The following is a 21,368-nucleotide window of genomic DNA, read 5'->3' on the forward strand; positions in this document are numbered from 1 at the left end:
AAAACCTCCTACTTACCTATTCGTAAGTGGGAGGGGAAGTTAAACAGCTGAAGATTTTTTTAAACCTAACTTCTTTAACAAGGCTTTTCGATATGCTGAAAATTTACTCTTTAAGGTCAGTGGTTCTGCCACCTGTGACATTTCAATAAGATGAATCTTATACCGTTCTGCAAAAGATATTTCCTCTGAAGTAATAATACGATAATCAATTCCTACATCCCAGGCTTTTCGATAGAAAAGATAAGGGAGAGTATTTTCGTCAAAGTCATAGAAAATATGCTCATCCTTTAGAATAATGTTTTCCAGAAAATCTTTTGACAGCCACATAAAACCTTGAAAAACATGAAGCGAATGATTGATTACTTTTTGACATTCGTTAGTTAATTTAACTGTCTGTTCTTGATTTAAGGCACCAATTGCATCGGTCCAATAAAGTTCTTTTGACAAATCAGCAAAAACAAGTCCAACCTCTGGAAAATGATCAAAGATTGATACTACCTTCTCTTCATCTGAAAGCATATCCACTAGAGCATGTCTTGTAGTTTCATCAACAAGTTTGCCCTCATTTCCAAAGTCTTCTGTGTGAAAATGCCCAACAAAGTCATACTCGCTAAGCTGAGATGCCAAGGATACTAAGGCATGGTAATGATTATCAAATCTTTGAGAGACTAGCTGAAATCTATCTTTATCAAAGCTATTTAATAAGGTGTTCTCAACGATATTTTTATCCAAATGGCTTGATAAAGTGAAATAATAAAAGGCAGATAACTTTTTATCAGAGAAAACTTTTAGTCTCTCAAGGTCACTAATATGTACATGGATAGCCGAATGATAGCCTTTCCCACTTACCGAATGAAATGAGGGTTCGATGATTTTTTCATCTAAAATGACTAAGCTATCTGGCGAATGGTAGCTGTTAAGATGGGACTTAATTAGTGCTACTGGATATGCCGATAGCTTAGTAATATAGTCTAAAAGTAGTCTTCCCTTTTTTTCATTGTCAGTAAATGCTTTTAGTTTAATGAACGGTACCTTATGTTCAAGTGTACTTATCGGTCTATAGTAAGAAAAATCAGGGTGAATTAAGTCTTCTGCCTCTGCATCAATAGTATTAAAGACAGCATCATAACGATACCCCGCCTCAAGAAGAACACTAGTAACCCTAGTTTCATAATTATCAATAACATCTTGAACATCGGTAAAAGTCTTTATAGAAGTCCAAAATTGTTGAAAGGTTTCTGAATCGACAACATGTTTTTTGAAAGATATAAAATAACTTTGCAGATGCTCATCGAAATATTTGGTCTTTCTAAAATTCGTCATCCCCCAAAAATCAACATTCTGTCGTTGTTCAAATCCTTCAACTATGTTAGACAAATCCCAAAGAGGACCAAAGCAAGTATCATTCATGAGTGTAACCGAATCGAAGTCTGTTAAATGTTCGAATCCAACATGAGCCATACCATCTCTCCAAGCTGCAAAATCAAAGCCCAGATTCTCTCTCTGGATAACTTCATCTATGCCAAGCTCTTTGAGAGTTAATGTTGCCGATTCCGTTAGTTGACTATTTGAAATCACAATAAGTTTAGAAAAAAGTGGTCGAAGTTGCTCCAATTGGTAGAGCACATGACCACTTAATTCGTCGTACTTATTATAATGAACATACAATAAGAGACGTTTCATTTATTCTTGAATCTCCCATTTTCCATTTCTCTGAACCATACCAGTTGCAGAATCTTTAGCAGACTTATCATCATCTTCAATATCAGTTCGATTCAAGAGAATAACTGGTGAGTTATCTGAATCAGCAAAAGCAATCATCTGATCGTCCTTATCTCGAACAGAAACCTGAAGCTTAAGCTTAATGTTATTAAGATGGGCAAGACTACATTTATATGTGAGTGTTTTTCTTCCAGAACCACTCGTTTTATTGTCCATGGAATTGTCATTATAAATCCAGATACCACGGTCAATATCTGTCAATGAAAAGGCAATATAGGTCTCAATATCCTCATTGACATCATATGAAATCTCAAATGAAATATCTTGATCAGGACTGATAATATTATCATTCAAGAGTTTTACTTGTAAATCAGTGATTTTAGGATTTTCAACAACAACGTCATCGTTTGAAACCTTTTGACCAGCAGCATTATCAAAGCTATATTGGTTAGCAACTTCATCTGGGTCACCTACAACTTTGACTAAACCATGTTCAATTAAAACTGCTTTATTACAGTATTTTTTAACTGCTGACATGTCATGGGTAACTAAGATAGTTGTCTTTCCAGATTGCTTACGTTCCATGAAATAGTCATTACACTTACGTTGGAAGGCCTCGTCACCTACGGCTAAGACTTCATCCAAGATAAGAATATCACCTTGAGCCTTGATAGCAACTGAAAAGGCTAGACGAACCTGCATACCACTTGAGTAGTTCTTCAACTTTTGATTCATGAAATCATGAAGTTCAGCAAAGTCTACAATGTCATCATACATGGCATCTACTTCTTCTGTTGAAAAACCAAGCATGGCACCATTCATATAGACATTCTCACGACCAGTTAATTCCGGATTAAACCCAACCCCAAGCTCAATGAAAGATACCAGCTTACCATCAATGGTAACCTTACCTTTTTCTGGGACATAAATCTCAGAAATAATTTTTAGAAGTGTTGATTTACCAGAACCATTACGTCCAACAATTCCATAGAAATCACCCTTTTCAACTTCAAATGAAATATCTTTTAAGACATGTTGTTCAGTATACCCTTTAATTCCTTTAAAGCGATTGACTAGAGTCGTTCTCAAACTCTGACTCGCCTCAGTTGGTAATTTAAAATACTTACTTACATGATCTACTTTTACAGCAATATTATTTGACATTATAGAATCTCCGCAAATCGTTTCGCATTTCGATTAAAGACAAGGAAACCAATGATAAAAATCACTACAGGAATCGCATAAGGAACAAAAGCAATCAACTTATTGTTAATAATATCCCATCCTCTTGGGTTAACTGGGTCAATGATAAAATGACGCATATCCTGTAAAATCTGGGCAATCGGATTAAGCATCATAATCTTTGCAACAAACTCTTGATTTCTTTGAAGAAGGTAAGTGATGGAATAGATAATTGGGCTCGCATACATACCAGCTTGAAGTACTACTTCCCAAACTGGACCAATATCACGGTATTTAACAAAGAGTGCTGATAGAATAAAAGCAACTCCCATTGCCATCAATAGCACCTCAATAAAGAGAGGAATGATAACCAAAGTATTGAAACCAATCGGAACATGGTTAATCAAGGCAAATACGAAAACAACCACTAGGTTAATCAAGAAATTAATCGCTGCTCCTAGCACAGATGAGATAACGATTGTTTGCTTTGGAAAGTTAAGCTTACGTAAGAGATCCCCTCGTGAAACAATGGAAAGCATCCCCATATTGGTAGCCTCTGTAAAGAAGCCCCAAAAGATCATAGCCAAAAGCAAGCCTACTGCATAGTGTGGTGTCCCATCATCAAATCTCAAGAAACGAACAAAGACAAGGTACATAATTGTAAACATCATCAAAGGTTTCAAAATAGACCAAAGATAACCAATGAAAGAACCTTGATAACGCAATTTAAAATCCGTTTTAATCAGTTCCTTAAGTAAAATCCTATTTTTCTGACTAAAGAAATTCATTTAGTCCTCCTTATACATGAATTTTGTCAAAATCAAACTCGTAAATACAAAGGTATGAAAAGCCCTGTTTTTACGATAACCATATGTTTTCAAACGATGATAACGCTCTCTTAACCCTTGATCCATAATAGTCACAAAGTTTTCAACCAACTCCCTACTTTTAGTATCCAGTGGCAAAGAAAGAAGGTTTTCTGCCTGACTCTGACTAGCCTTGATCAACTTCCAGTATTTATTAAATAAAGTCTGAGGTCGAATCCAATTCTGCATACGTTTCCGAAGAGTTCTAGCACCTAAAACATTATCTGCGTGCTGACGGTAAAGCTCTGTTGGCTGATCAATATAGACCAGATGACCAAATGCTGAAGCAAGCAAACCTAAATACCAGTCATGCATCAGAAGCTCATTAGGTTCCTCGCCAGTCCATAATTCGGCTAGAGCATGATTAATTAGCGACACACCTCCAGTAACGGTGTTTTCTGTCATTTCTTGAACCAACTTAGTATTAGCATGGTCAGATTGAGTACGAATCATACTCTCATGAAGCACCTCTAAATCTTGGTTCACAACCTTTAAATCCGTGTATACCAAAAGTGGTTTATCAGATGGGTATCTACTCGCTTCCTCAAGCTGAAGAGATAGCTTCTCAGGTAACCAAGTATCATCCTGGTCCGAGAAAAGATAGTAGTCAGATTCTTGATACTTCAAAAGCGTAAAGAAACTCTTTATTACACCTAAATTTTCAGTTTGATCAGGATTGATAAAAGTAATGCGATCATCTTGTAAAGCGAAACGTTTGATAATCTCTCTCGTTTTATCTTTAGATCCATCATCACGAATTAACAAGGTCCAATCCGTATAAGTCTGTTGCTGAATACTCTCTATTTGCTCTGCTAAAAAATTCTCGCCATTATAAGTAGACATGAGAATAGTTACTTTCATGATAAAAATAGCTCCTCGTATTCACCCACGATTTTTTCCCAGGTGTAATTTTCTTTCATATTTGCTTTAGCAGCATTTCCCAAGTCCTCAAATGACACTTGACCATCTACAGAATCGATAAGCTGAGACAAATTCCCATCCTCTTTATTCCAATACAAGGCAGTCTCTTGAGCAACCTGATGGTTAAAGTCTACATTATAGATAAGGTTGAGGTCCGTTTGAGCCAAGGCCTCTAATAAGCCCGGATTCGTTCCACCTACTTCGTGTCCATGAATATAAGCAAAGGCTTGGTTGCGAATATACTTAAGCAAATCCTGATCATAGACAGTACCCACAAACTTCACACGTTTATCTTTATCAAATCCTGTAATCTGTCGTAGTTCATCAAAGTAAGCATTTCCTTCATGATTACAGATAATAACAAGATCACGCTCTGTAGAGGACTTCATAAATTCACGAATCGCAGTTTCGTAATTGTTTTCAGGAACAAATCGACCCAATATCAAATAGTAATCTTTTTCTTGAGTCTGCCATTTCTGATACCAATCTCGAACAGGGTCATCCTCAGTAGTCAAAGTCGTCTTAGATAAATCAGTTCCATAAGCAATGAAAGTCGTGCTAGCCCACGGATAGGTATTTTGAATATAGGTCTCAATACCTCGGTTATCAGAAATAATTAAGTTCGCATACTTTGTCATCTCTTTTTCAGAGTATTTGAGATAGCTTTGAACAGGCTTAGACCACTTAGCACGTTTCCATTCCAAACCGTCAGGATTGACTAACAAAATCCCACCAATAGACTGAATTTTCTTGGCAAAATGAACAATGAAGGCACCAATGGTATTTCCTAAAATATAGAAAATTGGGGCTTGAATTCCCTCTTTTTTAATAAGTTTCAAGCTATAATTGATAGCCATCATATCGTAAGCTATGACACGCGCAGGACCTAGCTTTGGAGGATTGACCGTAAAACAATCCGCACCTTTATAGTCAAAATGGTTACCAGTACTTTCGTCAGATAAGCAAGCCACGTGATAACGTATAGCAGGTGATACCTTATGAGAAATCAATTTTTCAACAAATGTCTCGAAACCACCATATTGAGCAGGCAAACCTCTACTACCTATGATAAAAATATCCTTCAAAGTTTACCTCCATTCGTCACATCTCTCAAATACACAGAATTATACATAGTAGCTTTTATTATACCATTTTGGAAGGTATTTTGCATGATTGGACAGAAAGAGTAAAGCAAAAAGGCCCTTCGAAAATGGCCTTTTCATTCTTAATCATAGATAACGAGATTTTACCTTAATTCATCTTTTTAAGCTGAAATAATTTTTTTACAGCAGATTTCACACTCTTCGTTAGTGCTTTTCGGCTGTTGAGAAAATCTACATCTTTCTGATTTACTTTCTTATAACGCAATTCATCATCCTCAAGTTTTTCAGTAATATTAGCATAAACACTCTCCAGAGAGTATCTCTCTTTCAAACCAGGAACAGCTTGTACTGCTTCAAGTTTCTCTTGGTCAAATCCACCAAGGACCTCTGAAATCATGCTAGTTAAGGTATCCAAGTCACCCAAAGGGTAGATATGACCTTGCTCATTCATATACTCGAAGGCTGATTTATGTCCCGCATTATCTGATAAAATCGTTGGAATACCATTTAAAACAGACTCTACATAAACCAGACCAAACGTCTCCATACTCGACGGGAAAACAGCTAAATCCTTATCAGTAATCTCTGACCAAGGATCATCTAAATATCCCATAAATGAAACATTTTTCAAATTATGCTCTACAATATAATCATCACAGAGTTGTTTATAATCCTCATCCCAAGCACCTAAAAATACAAGTTCAGTGCCTGCTAGATTAAGCGTTTGAAAAGCTTTAATCAACTCAAGCTGATTCTTTCTCTGAGTCAAGCGACCAACTGAAACGATACGATGGTGGTCGTTGGATTCAGTTCCCAGCCCTTCTTTAGGTTCAATTTGAGTATAAGGTGCAAAGGAATAAATCTTCCTATTTGGAAAATACTTTTGTAAATCCTCTGTCAACGCTCCTGTGACAGCAAAGATTTCATCAGAAAGCTTATCTATAAAGTCAAGTTTTTCTTTGTAGTAACCGAACTCCCCCTCAGGAAATTCATGAATCAACCAAAAATGTTTGACCTTCTCAAAAGTTGCAGCAAGTGCACCTTGAAAAACATTGACTGTATTACTAATAACAAGGTCTACCGTGTTTTCCACAATAATATTTCGAATATCTTTAACATTCTTATTATAAGATTTCACTCGCAAAAAATGATTGCCTGGCGAACCACCTGGTGCTTCTTCCCACCACCATTTGACAGCTGAAAGACCATAGGTTTCAATCCCTGCTTTCTGAAGTTCTACTTGATATTCCTCTTGAGATGGAACCTTGTAATCAGGAAAAACGTTTAATACACGATATCCTTTTTTTACAAGAAATTTCATAAGATTGACTATCGAGATTTCAGCACCATTATCTAGAGTTCCTGTTGGAGAAATAAATAAAATTGTTTTAGTCATAAATTATGCAAATACCCCCCAGTAATGGAAAAGAATCAGATACATAGCCACTAAGAAATTAGCAATTAAAGTCAGAGTTGCTATCTTCAATTTTTTCTGTCGAGATAAATCAATCTTAGCTGTGTTGGCGACTAGCGGCAACAAAAGAATGATAAATGGCGTGAAATAACGTCCTTGAGCACCAACCGATATATTAGCTCCCCGACCAAGAACAACTGGTGTCCACTGCATATACATTACTGTAACAGCAGCTAGAACCTCTAGTAGAAAGAGAATCCAGGATGCATTAGCAAAGTCTTTAGTGAAGAAATCCTTCTTACTTGACAAGAATAAAATTGTAAGAACGATGATATCAATAAATATTAACCACAGTGGCATTTGTAAAGTAAGGTTACCAAGATAACCGAACATTCCAAGTGACAAGATACCATTCAAATTGTCATTCAACTCCGGATTAAAGAGCGTATTACGCAAAACTTCGCCATAATGACGTAGACCGCCCTGATTCTTCATTAAGAATTGCAGAACCACCACGACACCTACTACAAAGAGAAGGTAGAAGACTACTTTATATTTTGAAATAAAGGTCTTAATAGCTTGCACTGGACGATTTAGAAAAGCAAGAACACCTTCAAACTCTAGTGGTACAAACGGAATCAATCCCAACAATAAAACGTTATTTGGCTTAGTTGCTAACAGTAAAATCGCAAGACCTATCACCTGGATAATATTACGATTGGTAAAACGTTTAGAATAGGCAAGATTGGTGATAAAACCGAGAGCCAACATCACTTCCAAATAGTTCATCACATCATAAGAAAGTGACGAAGCTTGCTGAACCATAATAGGTAGCAGCGAAATAAACATTAGGGCTGTTTTCCCATACTTGAAATAACGTATTAAAAAGTAAATTCCTAATATATAGGCCAGTGCATTAAAAATGCGTCCCATATAGATGATCATACCGACTGTAGCACTAATCCAACTTCCAATCGTCATCCCTATCAACTGTGGAATAAAGGAGATTGTTTTTAAACTCACACCGAATTGAAAAGGTTCTTTACTCATATCAATCTTTTGAGCAAAAATCTGTTTATATTCCGCTAACTTAACCTTATCATTACTTGGAATCTCATCCATCCACTTAAAAGATGTTTCGGTTGGTTTATGGAAAGTTTCCCAAGTCATTCGTGCATGGTTTGTTTCGTCTGGTACACGATTAATTGGAAATACAAACATAAATGAGAAAATAAAAATCGTCGCTAAGATGAAAAATAAATTTTCAACTTTTATCTGTTTAATTCTGTTCAAAATAAGTCACCATTTCATCTTTCTTGCTTAACGTACAGTTTTCAAGAACAGCCCGATAAGCAGCATCTGCAATTTTCTGTCTTAATTCTGGAGATAAAACCAAGGCTTCAAGCTTGTCGAACCACTGGTCATCAGTAGCTAACAATCCTGTTTCACCATCAACAACCGCATCTGAGAAAGCTCCTATATTGCTCGCTACTGTCGGCACCTTCACCAAGGCAGCTTCAATCCACTTAATCTCTGACTTCGCACGGTTAAAGATAGAATCCACAAGCGGTGCTAGGTTAATATCAACCTCACTAATCAAGGCAGGCAATTTATCCCAGTCCACATAATCGTGAGTTACAATTTGATTTTCAAAGGGCTTCATATCTTTTGGGATATCCAGAATCCCGACAATATGTAATTGGACATTGCTATATTTTGTAAGCAGTTGCTTAATAGCTGGTTTAATCAATTCAAAATTTTCATTGTGACTAATTGAACCAGAGAAATAGCCAACCTTAACAATATCAGATGTTTGAGAGTAATCTTTGATATATTGACTACTAATAGCGATTAAGTCATCAGAAGCCAAGTTGCGATTAAGTAAAACCTTACTTTGGTACTTATACAACTCCTCCTGCAATTGGTTAGTCGAAGTAATGGCACCATCACAGTTTTCCAGCATATAGCCATAATTTCGAACACCAGCATCATAGTTTCCTTTTTCAACCGAATTAAGTCCTTGCGTATAACTCAATTGGTCTGTATAAACCGTATCAAAAACCAGATCATCAATATCAAAGAAAACAGGTTTTCCATATTCCTTAGCCAAATGACAGAGACGCAAAAGTTCCGGTGAGATTGGTGAGCGGTAGATAATGATGTGACTAGCATTTTGAGCCATCGATAATTGGAAATCAGATAGGTTAACAACTTTGACTGCAAAGCCATGCTTGCGTAATTGCTCTGCCTTGTTCAAGACACGGTAACGGGTACATTGCGGAATAATATTTTCAACCCCATCAATCAATAGAATATATTGATCACGTGGAACAGCCTTAAATTTATTCACAATATCTTCCAGAATTGACACTGGATAATCAGTTTTTTCTGCAACAAAGTCTAACAAGTCAGGGACTTCTGAATCACGATCCAGACCTTGCCACAAGAACTGGTCTTCATCATAATTTTTCAGAGCCGTATATTTTACCAAAGGACTACCTGCTTTGAGCATCTTAAGTGGGTGGATATACATGGCAGAATCTTCGTATTCTTGCACGACCGCATCGAAACGATAACCTAAATCAGCAAAATGCTTGGTAAAACGTGTCTCATGTCGACCAATAGCCTTATCACGAGAATCTGTATCCGTCAAATGTGTCCAGTACTCATAAAAGTCATCATCGTTTAGCATGAGCTTTTCAATAACTAGGAAATAAGACTGAAGATGCTTAGGAATGTAGCCATAAGGATTCTCTTTAGTAACATCTTCTTGCTCTTCTCCAAAGGAAATTCCCCAGAAATCTAGTTGCTTATCGGCCATTTCCTGGAATACTTGAGACAAATCTCTCATCGGACCAATATTTGTATCATTCACCAAGAGGAGCTGGTCATAATCTTTAAGCTTATCTTTACCAAAGGCAAAGATTCCTTCTCTAAAGGCCGCAGTATCATATCCCTTGTTATCACGAGTTAAAACCCTACCATAGGTCTCAAGGGTATTAATATCATCATCGTGAAGCTGTCCATTGACAACTACAATAACATCATCTACCAATGGAGCCAAGGCTTGCAAGAAACGTAATTTGTATTCTTGAAGACGAGCTTCAGACTCAAAAATAACATAAACCAACGCTTTCTTACCATTATGTGACAAAGCAGAACGTTGACTATTTCTGAGACGTCGTAACTGGCGAACCTTAAGTGGTGTCATTCGACGACGTAGCTGTATCACTTTGACTTTTAAAGCTCTCAAATAATTTTTAATAGCTTTTGGATTCTTAGCAATTACTCCTGCTGTCTTTATAGGTGTAATTAGTGCGTTCCCCAAACGATATGACAGTGAACCTCGGATCAGCTCCATCTCTTTATGGGCATCCTTCAATTGTTTAGATTGTGTATACTTTCTTCGTTCAAGTTGATCACGCTCTTTTTTCAAGCGATTAACATAGTCTGTCACATCATCGTGATGATTTATCAAATCATCTATACGACTCTCCAAAATCATTAAATTTTCGCAAACAGCTTGATAGATTTCATGTGGTAACTTATCGAGATACTTCTCGAGAACTTCAAGATAGATTTCATAATGGTAGCGTACTGAATCCCTTTTTGAAATCGAATCTTTTTCAAAAACACGATAATTCAATTTTGTATTAGGTTGGTAAACAGCCTTCGCCCCATTATTGACAATAAGGTTCAAGAAAAAATCATAGTCCTCGAGTTTTTTCCCTGAAAGTTTTTCATCATAATAGGCACCCTTTAATATGGCTTTGTTTATTAAAGAACAATTTGAAATATAGTTCGATACCAATAAGCTATGTAATTCAAATTCCTGAGCTTTTAGATAGACTTCATTTTTTTCAAAATTGAATAGATCACAATACACTATATCCGCTTGATGATTAATTGCACATTCATATAATTCTTCTACATAAGTTTCATCCAAAAAATCATCACTATCTACAAATAAAAAATAATCCCCATTTAAAAGATTAAGTCCCTTATTTCTTGTTCTCACGACACCAATATTTTCATGAGACTCAAATGTCGTCACGAAAGGTGACTCTTGCAGAACTTCCTGAATAATTTCTGAGGAGTTATCTGTCGAACCATCATCAAGAACAATTAACTCAATATTTCGATAAGTTTGGTTAAAAATACTTCGTAAACATTGCTCAATATAATTTTCATGGTTGTAACATGTTACAACTACTGATATTAAATTAGTCATTTTTCCATCCATTTTATGTAAGAAAATATTAATTAGTACATAATAATTAATATTAATTCCAATCTTTCAAAGAAAGAACAACTATCTTATTTTGAAAGTGTACACCACTCTAATTATACTATAGTTTGAAGAAAAAATCCCCTTACTACAGACAAAGAAAAAAGCAGAATAACTCTGCTTTTACTTTATAGCTTTAGACCGTTTAAAATGAATATAAATGTCATTCAAAAAATAACAAGTAATAATGAATAGACTAAGCATTATAGGTAAATACGTTCTGGTGCTAGAAGCATAAAGTGTAGGTGAAAATGAAATCAGCAAACGTCCAATTAAACCTATCCCGAATAAGTATATAATCCATAACCTATCTGAAACTTTAGAAAGAGTCCATAGAGAATACATCAGTATCATAAATAAAATGATGTAATAAATCACCGCTCCAAAATAGACAACATTGTAATCAAAGGTGCCACTCTCTCTAGCAACTTTACTAACACTAGAAAGTGTAAATAAAATATTTCTCCACTCAAACTTCTGACTTAAAATAGCAAATAGGGTGAAAGATGACAGAATCAGTGAAATAAAATTCTTTTTATAAAACGATAAAACTACTAAAACTATCAAAAATACAAAAATAAAGCCGAAAGATACTGAAAATATACCATCGCTAGTTTCTAAAATTCCTAACCCTATTTTTTGGAATGGGTTCAAGTGGACAAAATTGGGAAACCAAGATTCCACATTTTTTTCAAACCTCAATGTGTTTCCAGGAGAGAATTTTGCAGAGAGAATTCCTGTCAACGAAACCAAGCCATACAATATATTTCTGTACCTAAATGTAATGACTTTCCAATCCCTTATTAATTCGAAAACAATCCATAAAAAAGCATAGACTGCTAACTGTTCATTCATAATAGCAAAAACAAAAGATAGGAACGCTAGACATTGAACCCACCACTTATCTGAATAACGATAATACAGAGAGAACAAAAGAAATGATGCTGGAAATACATAATTAATATATGTAGGAATAGAACCTGCACTTAAAAATTCACTTGCTGGAAGAAAAATAAAAATGAAAAGTCCAGGTATCCAAGGTAAATTAGGGCAAAGTTTCTTACTAGGTAAAAGCAAAAAGAAACTTGCAATAATAGAAGCAATTATAAATAACTTATCGTGTACTGAAAAGAATAACGTTGCGGATTCAATCAGTAACCGGCTACTCCATGTAAGATAACGATTAATTCCAAATTCAAGGTAATTATGGTGAAATTCCTTTGCATAATTTAAAAATGCTGTTTGATCCCCTACAGGTGTAATTTTGTTATTAATATAATACTGAAAACCATACAGTATAGAAATAATTAAGATGTAACAATAAAATCTACTTTTACTTTTCATTTTCTCTCTCAAACAATAACGATTCATACTTACCCATTCGTCTTCTGACTCTTCACATATTGTTTCATAAGGATATTTGCTATCCATTTTGGCCAAAAGAGTTGGTACATATACAAATCTTCTTTACTACGAGTATTATCAGCAATAGTCTTAGATGTCTCAGATTCCTCATGAATTCGGTGGCACATTAGCTTATCTGACACATAAACAAAACGTCCCTTGTATTCACTAATCTTATACCAAGCATACCAATCAAGGCTGACCTTCATTCCCTCATCAAAATAGAAATTCTTCAATTTTTCAAGATTATAGGTGACAGCTGGACAACAAATTGGATTACCAAAAGCCATCACACGATTGCGCCAGAAATGGCTACTAGGAAAAAGATTCATGGTTTTTAGCATCAAAGTTTTAATCTTTAGATTGGTATTTGCAGGAATCTTTAGACCATTTTTTTCCTCAAAATAATCAGAATATCCGATTAGAACATCACTAGTTTTTTCCATCTTGGCCAATAATTTTTCTGCATAACTTGGCTCATAATAGTCATCCTGATGGGCGATAGTAGCATATTTTGTTTCTACAAAAGAGATAGCATTATTCCAATCCTTGCCAATCCCCCCACCTTGTTTAGTATAAAATGGGATAGCATAACGCTGACAAAGTTCCTTAATCGAATCCAGTGGCGTTGAACTATAACAGATAATTTGAGATTGAAGAGTTTGATTTTTCAAAGATTGAATACAGACTTCAAGATAATCACTTTCTCCATAAGCACAAATTACCCAAGTATGATTATCCTTCATTCTTTTCCTCTTTCTCTTCTACATGACTTTTTAGAATAGATAATTCTTGAACTAAATGTTTAATCTGCTCTTTTTGTTTCGATAAAGTCATGGTTTGTAGGAAAGCGATGACCAACAAGAAAAAGATAGCAAGCGACAACAAAAAATTCGAAGTCAGTTCAAATCCAAGTAATCCTGCAAAATAAACTGGAATAACATCAAAAATCGAAATAACAATCATTACCAGACTGATGACAATCCACATGAAGGCCTGTTCAAATAAGATATTATTCTTATTGATATTTCTAATGACTAAATAAAGGAAAAAGATTGAAGCTACCAACATCACAATAGATAAAACTGACATTATTCACTCTCCCTCATAAAGGCTGCGATAACAATCGACGAACACACTTCAAGCATATATCGAATGGATTTAATTGGCGTAATAGAAGAAACACCACCAGTACGTTCAAACATATTTGCTGGTCGTTCAACAACTCGATATTTACGTTTCAAAATATGAACAATAGTTTCTGGTTCTGGATACTTGATTGGATAACGCTTAGCGAACTGTTTAATAACAGCTTTATCAGCCAAACGGTAACCCGAAGTTGTATCTAAAACTCTTTGTCCAGTTGTCCATTTAATAAGATTGGAAATAACACTAATTCCGAAGCGTCTCATAAAAGTTGTTTGAAATTCAGACTTAACATCACCAACAAAGCGAGAACCAATAACTAGGTCTGCTTCATTTTTTCGAATTGGTTCTAGCAAATCTGACAAGGATTCAATATCATGCTGGCCATCGCCATCAAATTGAACTGCTACATCATAGTCATGCTCTAGTGCATATTTGTAGCCTGTTTGAACCGCACCACCAATCCCAAGATTCATTACGAGATTAACAGCATTAAAATGATTCTCTTCCAGAATTTGTTTTGTCTTATCTGTTGATCCATCATTGATAACAACATAGTCCAAATCAAAATCAACTTTCTTACGGTAATTCAAGATACTTGTTACCGTGTCGAAAATACTTTCCTCCTCATTGTAGGCAGGAATTATCATTAAAACTCTCAACTACTTCTCCTTTCCTTTACAGTAAAACCTCGAAAACAGTGAAACTAATCTCAAATGTTCTAAAGTTCTAAAAACCATTACAGAAATAACTGTTTGAATTCGTTCTCCAGTTATCTCAGATGATAATGGTGTTAAATTTGAATCAATATTTTCTTTAGAAACCCATTCTTTAATTCTTCTATATTGATCCATAAATGACGAACTTGAAGCGGCTCTTCCAGAAAAGAGTAAGTACCAAATGTAATATCGTTTTATAAAATAGCGAATATATTTTGAATCGCCAGCAACTTTAAGCAAGTGACTCAAGAAATACACAATATCTATATTCGGATTAAAACCTCTTTGAGATGTATTTGAGATACTCTTCTCGTTAAAAAACCAATTATAGCCGTTATAATCAATTATTTTAATTTTTTCTGTTAAATTGTAGGCAGTCAATGTAAAGACAACATCTTCACCTATTGGATAATCAAAGAACTGAATATTATTATCTATTAAAAATGAAGTTCTATAAATACGTGCCCAAGGAGCAACGACTATATACTTAGACCATTCAGACTGTGTTAAATCTTGCTTAAAAAGTGTCTTCATTTCCTGATTAACACGCTTATAACCCCCAAGAACAATATCTAGTTGTTCTTGATCTATTGCATTATAAAAACGCTCTAAATAATCTGAATCAACAAAATCATCATTATCGATAAATACAATGTACTTCCCATTAGCAAGTTGTATACCTTTATTTCTGGTTTTAGCAACTCCCTCATTTTCTTTATCAATTACTCGGATAAAATCATTAACAGCCGCATACTTTTTAATAACTTCTAAACTATTATCTGTAGAACCATCATTTAAAAGAATAATCTCAAAATCTGTAAATGATTGATTTAGAAGAGAATCCAGACATTGTTTAATTCCCTCTTGCGCGTTATATACAGGAATTATGACTGAAACGGTTGGATTAGACATATTATACTTTCTATCTATTATTTTTTATAAAATTTCAGAAGGTAAGAAAATAACCTTGTTGAGATATTAATTCCAAAAATCGAAGTAAAGATACCTGTCATTTTAAATGATTTGTTATTTATATGACTGGAATTTTTCAACAAATATTTATATTGAATTAATAAGTTGCGTATTTCTTGGTTAAATAGATATGGCTTAGCATAAGGTAGAATCGAAATATAAGAAATTGTAAAATAGGTATTTAAGGCTTTACGTTTAACTTCAGATAATGACTTTTCATCAGATAAACCTCTACTAATTCCCTCAAGAGTATCTAAAACATTTCTTTCTTTCACTACATTTGTTAAACTTCCAGCTCTGTTCTGACGATACATATACTGAGTGCTAGTAATTACAGAAAAACTTTCCATCATTTTCATTATTGATGAACAATACAAACTATCTTCAGAGACTAAATCCTCAGGAAAACTCAACCCCTTATTAATTAATTTCTTAGAAATACATTTATTCCAATTAGGGCCATTAAATAAGCCATAATTAGTAGCTTCACCTAAGTCTTTTAATCGAGATATCGGGGACTCTTTAATTTCGTTATCGTAGTAATAACTATAACCGAAAATAATAACATCTACAAGTTTTATAGTAAGCTCACTAACAATCTGTTTTAAAAAATGACTATCACTCCAAAAATCATCGCCATCTAAAAACAAAATATAATCACCCGTAGCTCTCTTCATTCCAGTATTACGTGCCTTCGAAGCACCACCGTTAGATTGGTGAACTACATTAATTTGCTTAGATTGTTTCAATAGTTCATCTGCTACTTTACCTGTCTCATCAGTTGAACCATCATCTACAATTATAATTTCATAATTATCATATGTTTGTTTAAGAATACTCTCTACACAGTTTTCTAGATAATCTGCCACATTATAGGCTGGAATAATGATAGAAAATTTCATGTCAATTATTTTTTCCTTCTAAAGATTGTATATGGGTTTGTTACAAAATAAATTACTAGTGAAGCAAGTAGCCATGCTATCATTGCACAAAGAAATGATAGTGAGGCTCCAAAAATTTCAAATTTTGACACTAGAGGCTTGGCAGTTAAGATTGACACAATATAACCCACAATAAAGGAAATAACCAAAAAATGTTGCTTCCTAAATATTGTCAAAATATTATCACATACAGTTGAAAAAGTACTTGCAATTCCTCCAAGCAACAAGACGATAAAACTCGTCTGATACTGTTTAAGGTTAGTCCCGTATACAATATCCAAAGCTGGGATGGCTATAAAAGCACCAATTAGAAATATTAATGTGCAAGTTCCAAATAAAATCTTGAAGAGATTATTCTTGTAAGTGACAAAATGAGAAATCTTCTTTTCTTCTAAAAAGACTGCAAGTTGTGTAATCATTGGTCTAAGAAACACAATCATAAGATTCATGGCAAAAATTGGTGTAAACAAAATACTAAAATCTCGCTGAACACCATTTCCAATCATACCTTGATTAAAAATATCATTCAAAGCATATTTAGGCTGATTATAAATTGAGACCAACAAAAAAGCATTAATAAATAAAGGTAAACAATCTTTCAATACATTGATAATATTACTCAACCTAACACTCTTAAGATTTAAGCGATGGAAGACTTTTGAATTAGGATAATCGAATAGAGCAATAAAAATAAATGAACTGATGGTTTGTGCGATCACTGACCACAATAGATTTTTAGAGATAACTAAAGTTAAAGCAAACACAATTGTTGAAATGGTATTTCTCAGGAAAAGAGACCTCCCTGCAATATCCAGACGTTCTTTCTGCTGAAACAATCCTTGAAAAACATCTGATAGGGCTTCACTAACTCGGAAAAAAGATACCCAAAAAATTATCCCTATATTTGAGTGAGTATTAGTATTAAAAATTAAATACGTCACTAAAAGAAGAACCATTGCAACATTAGAAATGATTCTTGTGACAAAATAGGTGTCAAAAGAATACTTTTCTCTTATATCTGTCGCTTGGAAATCTCTGACTTGAAAACTTGCTACAATAACAAAGAGATTCGCAATTGCATAGGCAAAACTATAGATATCCGCTGAAGCACTATTTAAAGCCCGTGTAACAATAAAAAGAAGTATAACTGAAACAGCAGCTGAAGACATACTTCCTAAAATATTCCAGAAAAAAACCTTTTGGGCAGTTACTTTTTTCAAATATTTCACTCTCTTTCGATAACTATATTCCATTAATTATATCATATTCTAAATGAAAAAAGAGAGAACAGCATGACACACGTTCTCTCTTTGAACTTAAAAAGCTCATTAAGTATTCTTATTTCACTTCTTGTTTGTAAAACTCTTTCAAAGCATCTTGCCATGTTGGGATGACAAATCCTGTAGCCTTAGCCTTAGCCAAACTCATTGTTGAGTTAAGTGGTCGTTTAGCTTTAGCTGGGAATTGGCTTGAATCAACAGGTTTCACTTCAACATCAGTATCTTTGAGAATTTCGACCGCAAAGTCATACCAAGTTGTATCTTCTGCTGCATCATTTGACAAGTGATAATAACCATATTCCTTACGGTTTTCAGCCAAATAAGTCATAAATTCTGCCAAAGTACGTGTCCAAGTTGGGCGGCCATGTTGGTCATTAACAACTGTAAGTGTCTTGTGAGTCTTAGCAAGGTTTTGCATAGTGAAGACAAAGTTCTTACCATAGTTACCAAATACCCACGCAGTACGGATAATGTAGTAGTTAGTCACATGTTTTTCGACTAACTCTTCACCCATGCGTTTTGTACGACCATACTCTGTCTGTGGATCTGGTTTATCATCAACTTCCCACTCTTGACCGACAGGTTTTTCACCATCAAAAACGTAGTCCGTTGAAATATAAACCAGTGTTGCACCATGTTTTTCAGCAGCCTTAGCGACATTTTCAGTACCTGTCACGTTGATAGCATAGTCAAGCTCTTTACCTTCATCTTCAGCAGCATCAACAGCTGTGTAAGCAGCACAGTGATAAACCAAGGTTGGTTTTACTTCCGCAAAAACTTCATCTACTTTGGCAGCATCAGTGATATCCATTTCTGCCACATCTACTGCTACATATTCTTCGTTACGTTCGTCAAGAAGGTGGCGAAGCTCAGTTCCGAGTTGGCCATTTGCACCTGTTACTAGAATCATATTTTTCTCCTTGTAATTTCCAATAATGTCAGTTTCATTTTAACAAAAAAAGCAGAAAAAATCTGCTTTCATAAAATATAATTTATCATTTCATCACTACAAAGAGTTCATTATCTTTGGTATAAACATCATACATTTTTGTTGTTTCTAATTGTTTATACTCTGAATTTACTGTTGTTGCATCAAATGGTTTAAAATCAACGTTTAATTTTGTGATTGCATTAAATCTCATCGTCATATCCCAAGAAACATTAGTATTAGGCATAATTAAACTACTAATCATTGGATAGACCGAGATCGCATTTTCATAAATAGGCGAATTAGCAACAAAACGATTAATATTGACCACATTATTTTTATCATTCAAATACTTATTCAAACTATTTCCTAGCATAGCACTCTGAACTTCAAATGTATTATTCTGTTGCTTTAAATTGCTTACATAAATAAATGAAAAAGCAAGGAAATAAAAGACGAGTAAACTTGAAAATACTGATTTTAAAACATTAATAATCTTATTTCGATTGGTTATTCCCAAAGAAACAACTAACACAATCGAAGAAAAGACTCCTAGTCCGTACTCATATCTAGGTCTCAACAAATAAAATTGTTCTGAAAGTATTAAATAGCTTCCATAACTCAAAATACTTCCTAAAGCAAGCCAAGCAAACGTAAAAGCTAAAGATACAATTTTCTTTTGCTTGCTACTACTAATTATATTAAATACTAACAAGATAAGTATTACTAGAAATAAAAGAATCCAGACTTTTGTGCTTTGAAGATAAATATTTTTCAGATACCCTTTAGCATTTGCTAGCATAATACTAGGAAGATGTAATAAACTTGGGATACTTCCTTGGTCAGCAAAAATCGGTGGCTTAATAGTAATTTGTATTTTATATAAAACCATACCCCCAACATAGGATAAAATCGAACATACTAAACTCTTTATGTTCAATTTACCACTATAGACTACTTCTAAAAAGAGAAGTGTTAGCGTCATGAGAATATAAATTCCCGACGATGCTTGGTATGAGTTACACATAAGATAAATACATACAACCGAACATATACTAAATAGTTTTCTAGACTCCCAAAAGATAAAAGGAAGAATTGACACTAAAATACTTAGTGACATAAATGGGTTGTCAAACCTAAAGCTCAAAGGCTCTAAAAACCAAGGATTTATTCCAATTACAGTTGAGGCTAAGGCTAAAACTGGAGTAACCTTTTTCGATGGAAACAATACAAACAATAATATCGTACTTGCAAACGTTAATATAAAGGCTGAGATAATATTTGTTGTCAGGCCAGGATCCGTTAAATGAGTACCACCTTGAATAAGACGTGCTGAAAATTCACTCAAATATCTGGAGTAATGTTCAGAGAAGCCCGTATAACCCAGAACTTGACGACCAATATCGTCAATATAGGGGTACTCAGCTAAACTGATGTTAATATTAACTAAAAGATAAACACCTAAGATAAGAGATAAAACAAATTTATTCCTCTTAATATAGCCTTTTAAATTATTAAATACTCCTAAAAACTCTTCAATCATTCTTTAGCCCTTCTCCTTAACAATATAAACTGGTCGTTTCTTGGTTTCTAGGAAAATCTTTGAAATATAGTTCCCGATGATACCCAAGGCCAGAAGTTGGATTCCTCCGATAAAGAGGATGATTGAGACAAGGCTTGCCCAACCTGCAACACTCCCACCTATAGTTAGTTTTCGGATAACGACAAAGAGAATTCCAACCAAGGAGATTAAGAATGAGAAGGTTCCTGCCCATGTGGCAAGTTTCAAGGGTACTTCTGAGAAGTTAATAAAGCCATCAAGTGAGTAACTCAATAGGCTCCAGAAAGACCAAGAAGTCTCTCCTGCCACACGTTCACGATTTTCATAAGAGACGTAGGCCACATCAAAGCCGACCCAAGAAAAGAGCCCTTTTGAGAAGCGATTGACTTCCTTGAGCTCAAGGATTGCATCAACGACTTGACGAGTCATCAAGCGGAAATCACGTGCCCCATCCACCATTTCGGTATCAGAAACTTTATTTATCAACCAATAGAAGACCTTAGCAAAGAGTGAACGAATAGGTGGCTCACCCTTGCGGTCAGCACGTCGTGTTCCGACAACGTCGTAACCTTCTTGGATTTTGGCATACATCTCGATAAGAAGTTCAGGTGGATCTTGAAGATCGGCATCCATAACTGTGACATAGTCACCTTGGGCTGCTTCAAGTCCTGCAAGTAAGCCTGCTTCCTTCCCAAAATTACGAGAGAAAGAGATATAGTGAACATTCTCAAATTGCTTTGAAACCTGTCTCAAAACTTCCAAGGTGCGATCTTTTGAACCGTCATTGACAAAATAGTAGTTGAAAGCCAACTGATTGGCCATTTGTCGCTCAACTGCTTGACAGGCTTCTAGGAAAGGATGGATAGTCTCTTCCTCGTTGTAACAAGGGACAACGATAGCCAGTGTTTTCATAAACCTTCT

General features: G+C 34.8%; 18 protein-coding genes. All 18 read right to left on the minus strand.

Translation table 11 applies throughout. From position 1 onward, the window contains the following. Positions 1 to 39: 39 nt before the first annotated feature. The 18 genes from A6J31_RS06475 to A6J31_RS06560 all read right to left on the minus strand — a co-directional run bounded on the left by A6J31_RS06475 (position 40) and on the right by A6J31_RS06560 (position 21,359). A complete protein-coding gene (locus A6J31_RS06475) occupies positions 40 to 1,683 on the minus strand; it encodes a rhamnan synthesis F family protein (protein ID WP_049554135.1) in 1,644 nt (547 codons plus the stop codon). Continuing rightward, on the minus strand, positions 1,684 to 2,886 hold the full coding sequence (locus A6J31_RS06480; RefSeq protein ID WP_060971826.1) for a polysaccharide ABC transporter ATP-binding protein: 1,203 nt from the start codon (positions 2,884 to 2,886) through the stop codon (positions 1,684 to 1,686). It lies immediately after the preceding gene. Then, positions 2,886 to 3,692, minus strand: coding sequence for an ABC transporter permease (locus A6J31_RS06485; RefSeq protein WP_049554133.1), 807 nt, complete (start codon positions 3,690 to 3,692; stop codon positions 2,886 to 2,888). Before A6J31_RS06485 ends, A6J31_RS06480 begins: the two co-directional genes overlap by 1 nt. After that, positions 3,693 to 4,631 carry a glycosyltransferase family 2 protein gene (locus A6J31_RS06490; RefSeq protein ID WP_049554132.1) on the minus strand — a complete coding sequence of 313 codons (939 nt, stop codon included), beginning with the start codon at positions 4,629 to 4,631 and terminating at the stop codon, positions 3,693 to 3,695. Next, on the minus strand, positions 4,628 to 5,776 hold the full coding sequence (gene cps2T / locus A6J31_RS06495; RefSeq protein ID WP_080610746.1) for a beta 1-4 rhamnosyltransferase Cps2T: 1,149 nt from the start codon (positions 5,774 to 5,776) through the stop codon (positions 4,628 to 4,630). Before cps2T ends, A6J31_RS06490 begins: the two co-directional genes overlap by 4 nt. A 166-nt stretch (positions 5,777 to 5,942) precedes the next feature. Beyond that, complete coding sequence (locus A6J31_RS06500; RefSeq protein ID WP_080610747.1) at positions 5,943 to 7,190, minus strand: glycosyltransferase family 4 protein; 1,248 nt, start codon at positions 7,188 to 7,190, stop codon at positions 5,943 to 5,945. 3 nt (positions 7,191 to 7,193) lie between these two features. Beyond that, a complete protein-coding gene (locus A6J31_RS06505) occupies positions 7,194 to 8,501 on the minus strand; it encodes a DUF2142 domain-containing protein (RefSeq protein ID WP_080610748.1) in 1,308 nt (435 codons plus the stop codon). Further along, on the minus strand, positions 8,488 to 11,439 hold the full coding sequence (locus tag A6J31_RS06510) for a rhamnan synthesis F family protein (protein ID WP_080610749.1): 2,952 nt from the start codon (positions 11,437 to 11,439) through the stop codon (positions 8,488 to 8,490). The genes A6J31_RS06505 and A6J31_RS06510 overlap by 14 nt, the downstream gene beginning before the upstream one ends. Before the next feature lie 180 nt (positions 11,440 to 11,619). Further along, positions 11,620 to 12,840: a beta-carotene 15,15'-monooxygenase gene (locus tag A6J31_RS06515; RefSeq protein WP_080611241.1), complete on the minus strand. Its 1,221-nt coding sequence runs from the start codon at positions 12,838 to 12,840 to the stop codon at positions 11,620 to 11,622. 29 nt (positions 12,841 to 12,869) lie between these two features. Continuing rightward, the gene (locus A6J31_RS06520; RefSeq protein WP_080610751.1) at positions 12,870 to 13,646 is read right to left on the minus strand and encodes a glycosyltransferase family 2 protein; all 777 of its coding nucleotides are present in this window, start codon (positions 13,644 to 13,646) and stop codon (positions 12,870 to 12,872) included. Then, positions 13,636 to 13,992 carry a DUF2304 domain-containing protein gene (locus A6J31_RS06525; protein WP_002884228.1) on the minus strand — a complete coding sequence of 119 codons (357 nt, stop codon included), beginning with the start codon at positions 13,990 to 13,992 and terminating at the stop codon, positions 13,636 to 13,638. Before A6J31_RS06525 ends, A6J31_RS06520 begins: the two co-directional genes overlap by 11 nt. Continuing rightward, positions 13,992 to 14,708, minus strand: a complete 717-nt coding sequence (locus A6J31_RS06530) for a glycosyltransferase family 2 protein (RefSeq protein ID WP_002884333.1) — start codon at positions 14,706 to 14,708, stop codon at positions 13,992 to 13,994. Before A6J31_RS06530 ends, A6J31_RS06525 begins: the two co-directional genes overlap by 1 nt. Then, positions 14,709 to 15,677 carry a glycosyltransferase family 2 protein gene (locus A6J31_RS06535; protein ID WP_080610752.1) on the minus strand — a complete coding sequence of 323 codons (969 nt, stop codon included), beginning with the start codon at positions 15,675 to 15,677 and terminating at the stop codon, positions 14,709 to 14,711. Between the two features lie 17 nt (positions 15,678 to 15,694). Continuing rightward, on the minus strand, positions 15,695 to 16,639 hold the full coding sequence (locus tag A6J31_RS06540) for a glycosyltransferase family 2 protein (RefSeq protein ID WP_080610754.1): 945 nt from the start codon (positions 16,637 to 16,639) through the stop codon (positions 15,695 to 15,697). Between the two features lie 5 nt (positions 16,640 to 16,644). Next, positions 16,645 to 17,931, minus strand: coding sequence for a polysaccharide biosynthesis C-terminal domain-containing protein (locus A6J31_RS06545; protein WP_192573924.1), 1,287 nt, complete (start codon positions 17,929 to 17,931; stop codon positions 16,645 to 16,647). An 85-nt stretch (positions 17,932 to 18,016) separates the two neighbouring features. Beyond that, positions 18,017 to 18,868 carry a dTDP-4-dehydrorhamnose reductase gene (rfbD, locus tag A6J31_RS06550; RefSeq protein ID WP_002884247.1) on the minus strand — a complete coding sequence of 284 codons (852 nt, stop codon included), beginning with the start codon at positions 18,866 to 18,868 and terminating at the stop codon, positions 18,017 to 18,019. An 85-nt stretch (positions 18,869 to 18,953) separates the two neighbouring features. Next, on the minus strand, positions 18,954 to 20,429 hold the full coding sequence (locus tag A6J31_RS06555) for a glucosyltransferase domain-containing protein (protein ID WP_002884376.1): 1,476 nt from the start codon (positions 20,427 to 20,429) through the stop codon (positions 18,954 to 18,956). A 3-nt stretch (positions 20,430 to 20,432) separates the two neighbouring features. Further along, positions 20,433 to 21,359 carry a glycosyltransferase family 2 protein gene (locus A6J31_RS06560; protein WP_080610756.1) on the minus strand — a complete coding sequence of 309 codons (927 nt, stop codon included), beginning with the start codon at positions 21,357 to 21,359 and terminating at the stop codon, positions 20,433 to 20,435. Positions 21,360 to 21,368: the final 9 nt, after the last annotated feature.

The sequence above is a fragment of the Streptococcus sp. FDAARGOS_192 genome, assembly GCF_002073815.2.
GTDB classification, from domain to species: Bacteria; Bacillota; Bacilli; order Lactobacillales; family Streptococcaceae; genus Streptococcus; species Streptococcus salivarius_H.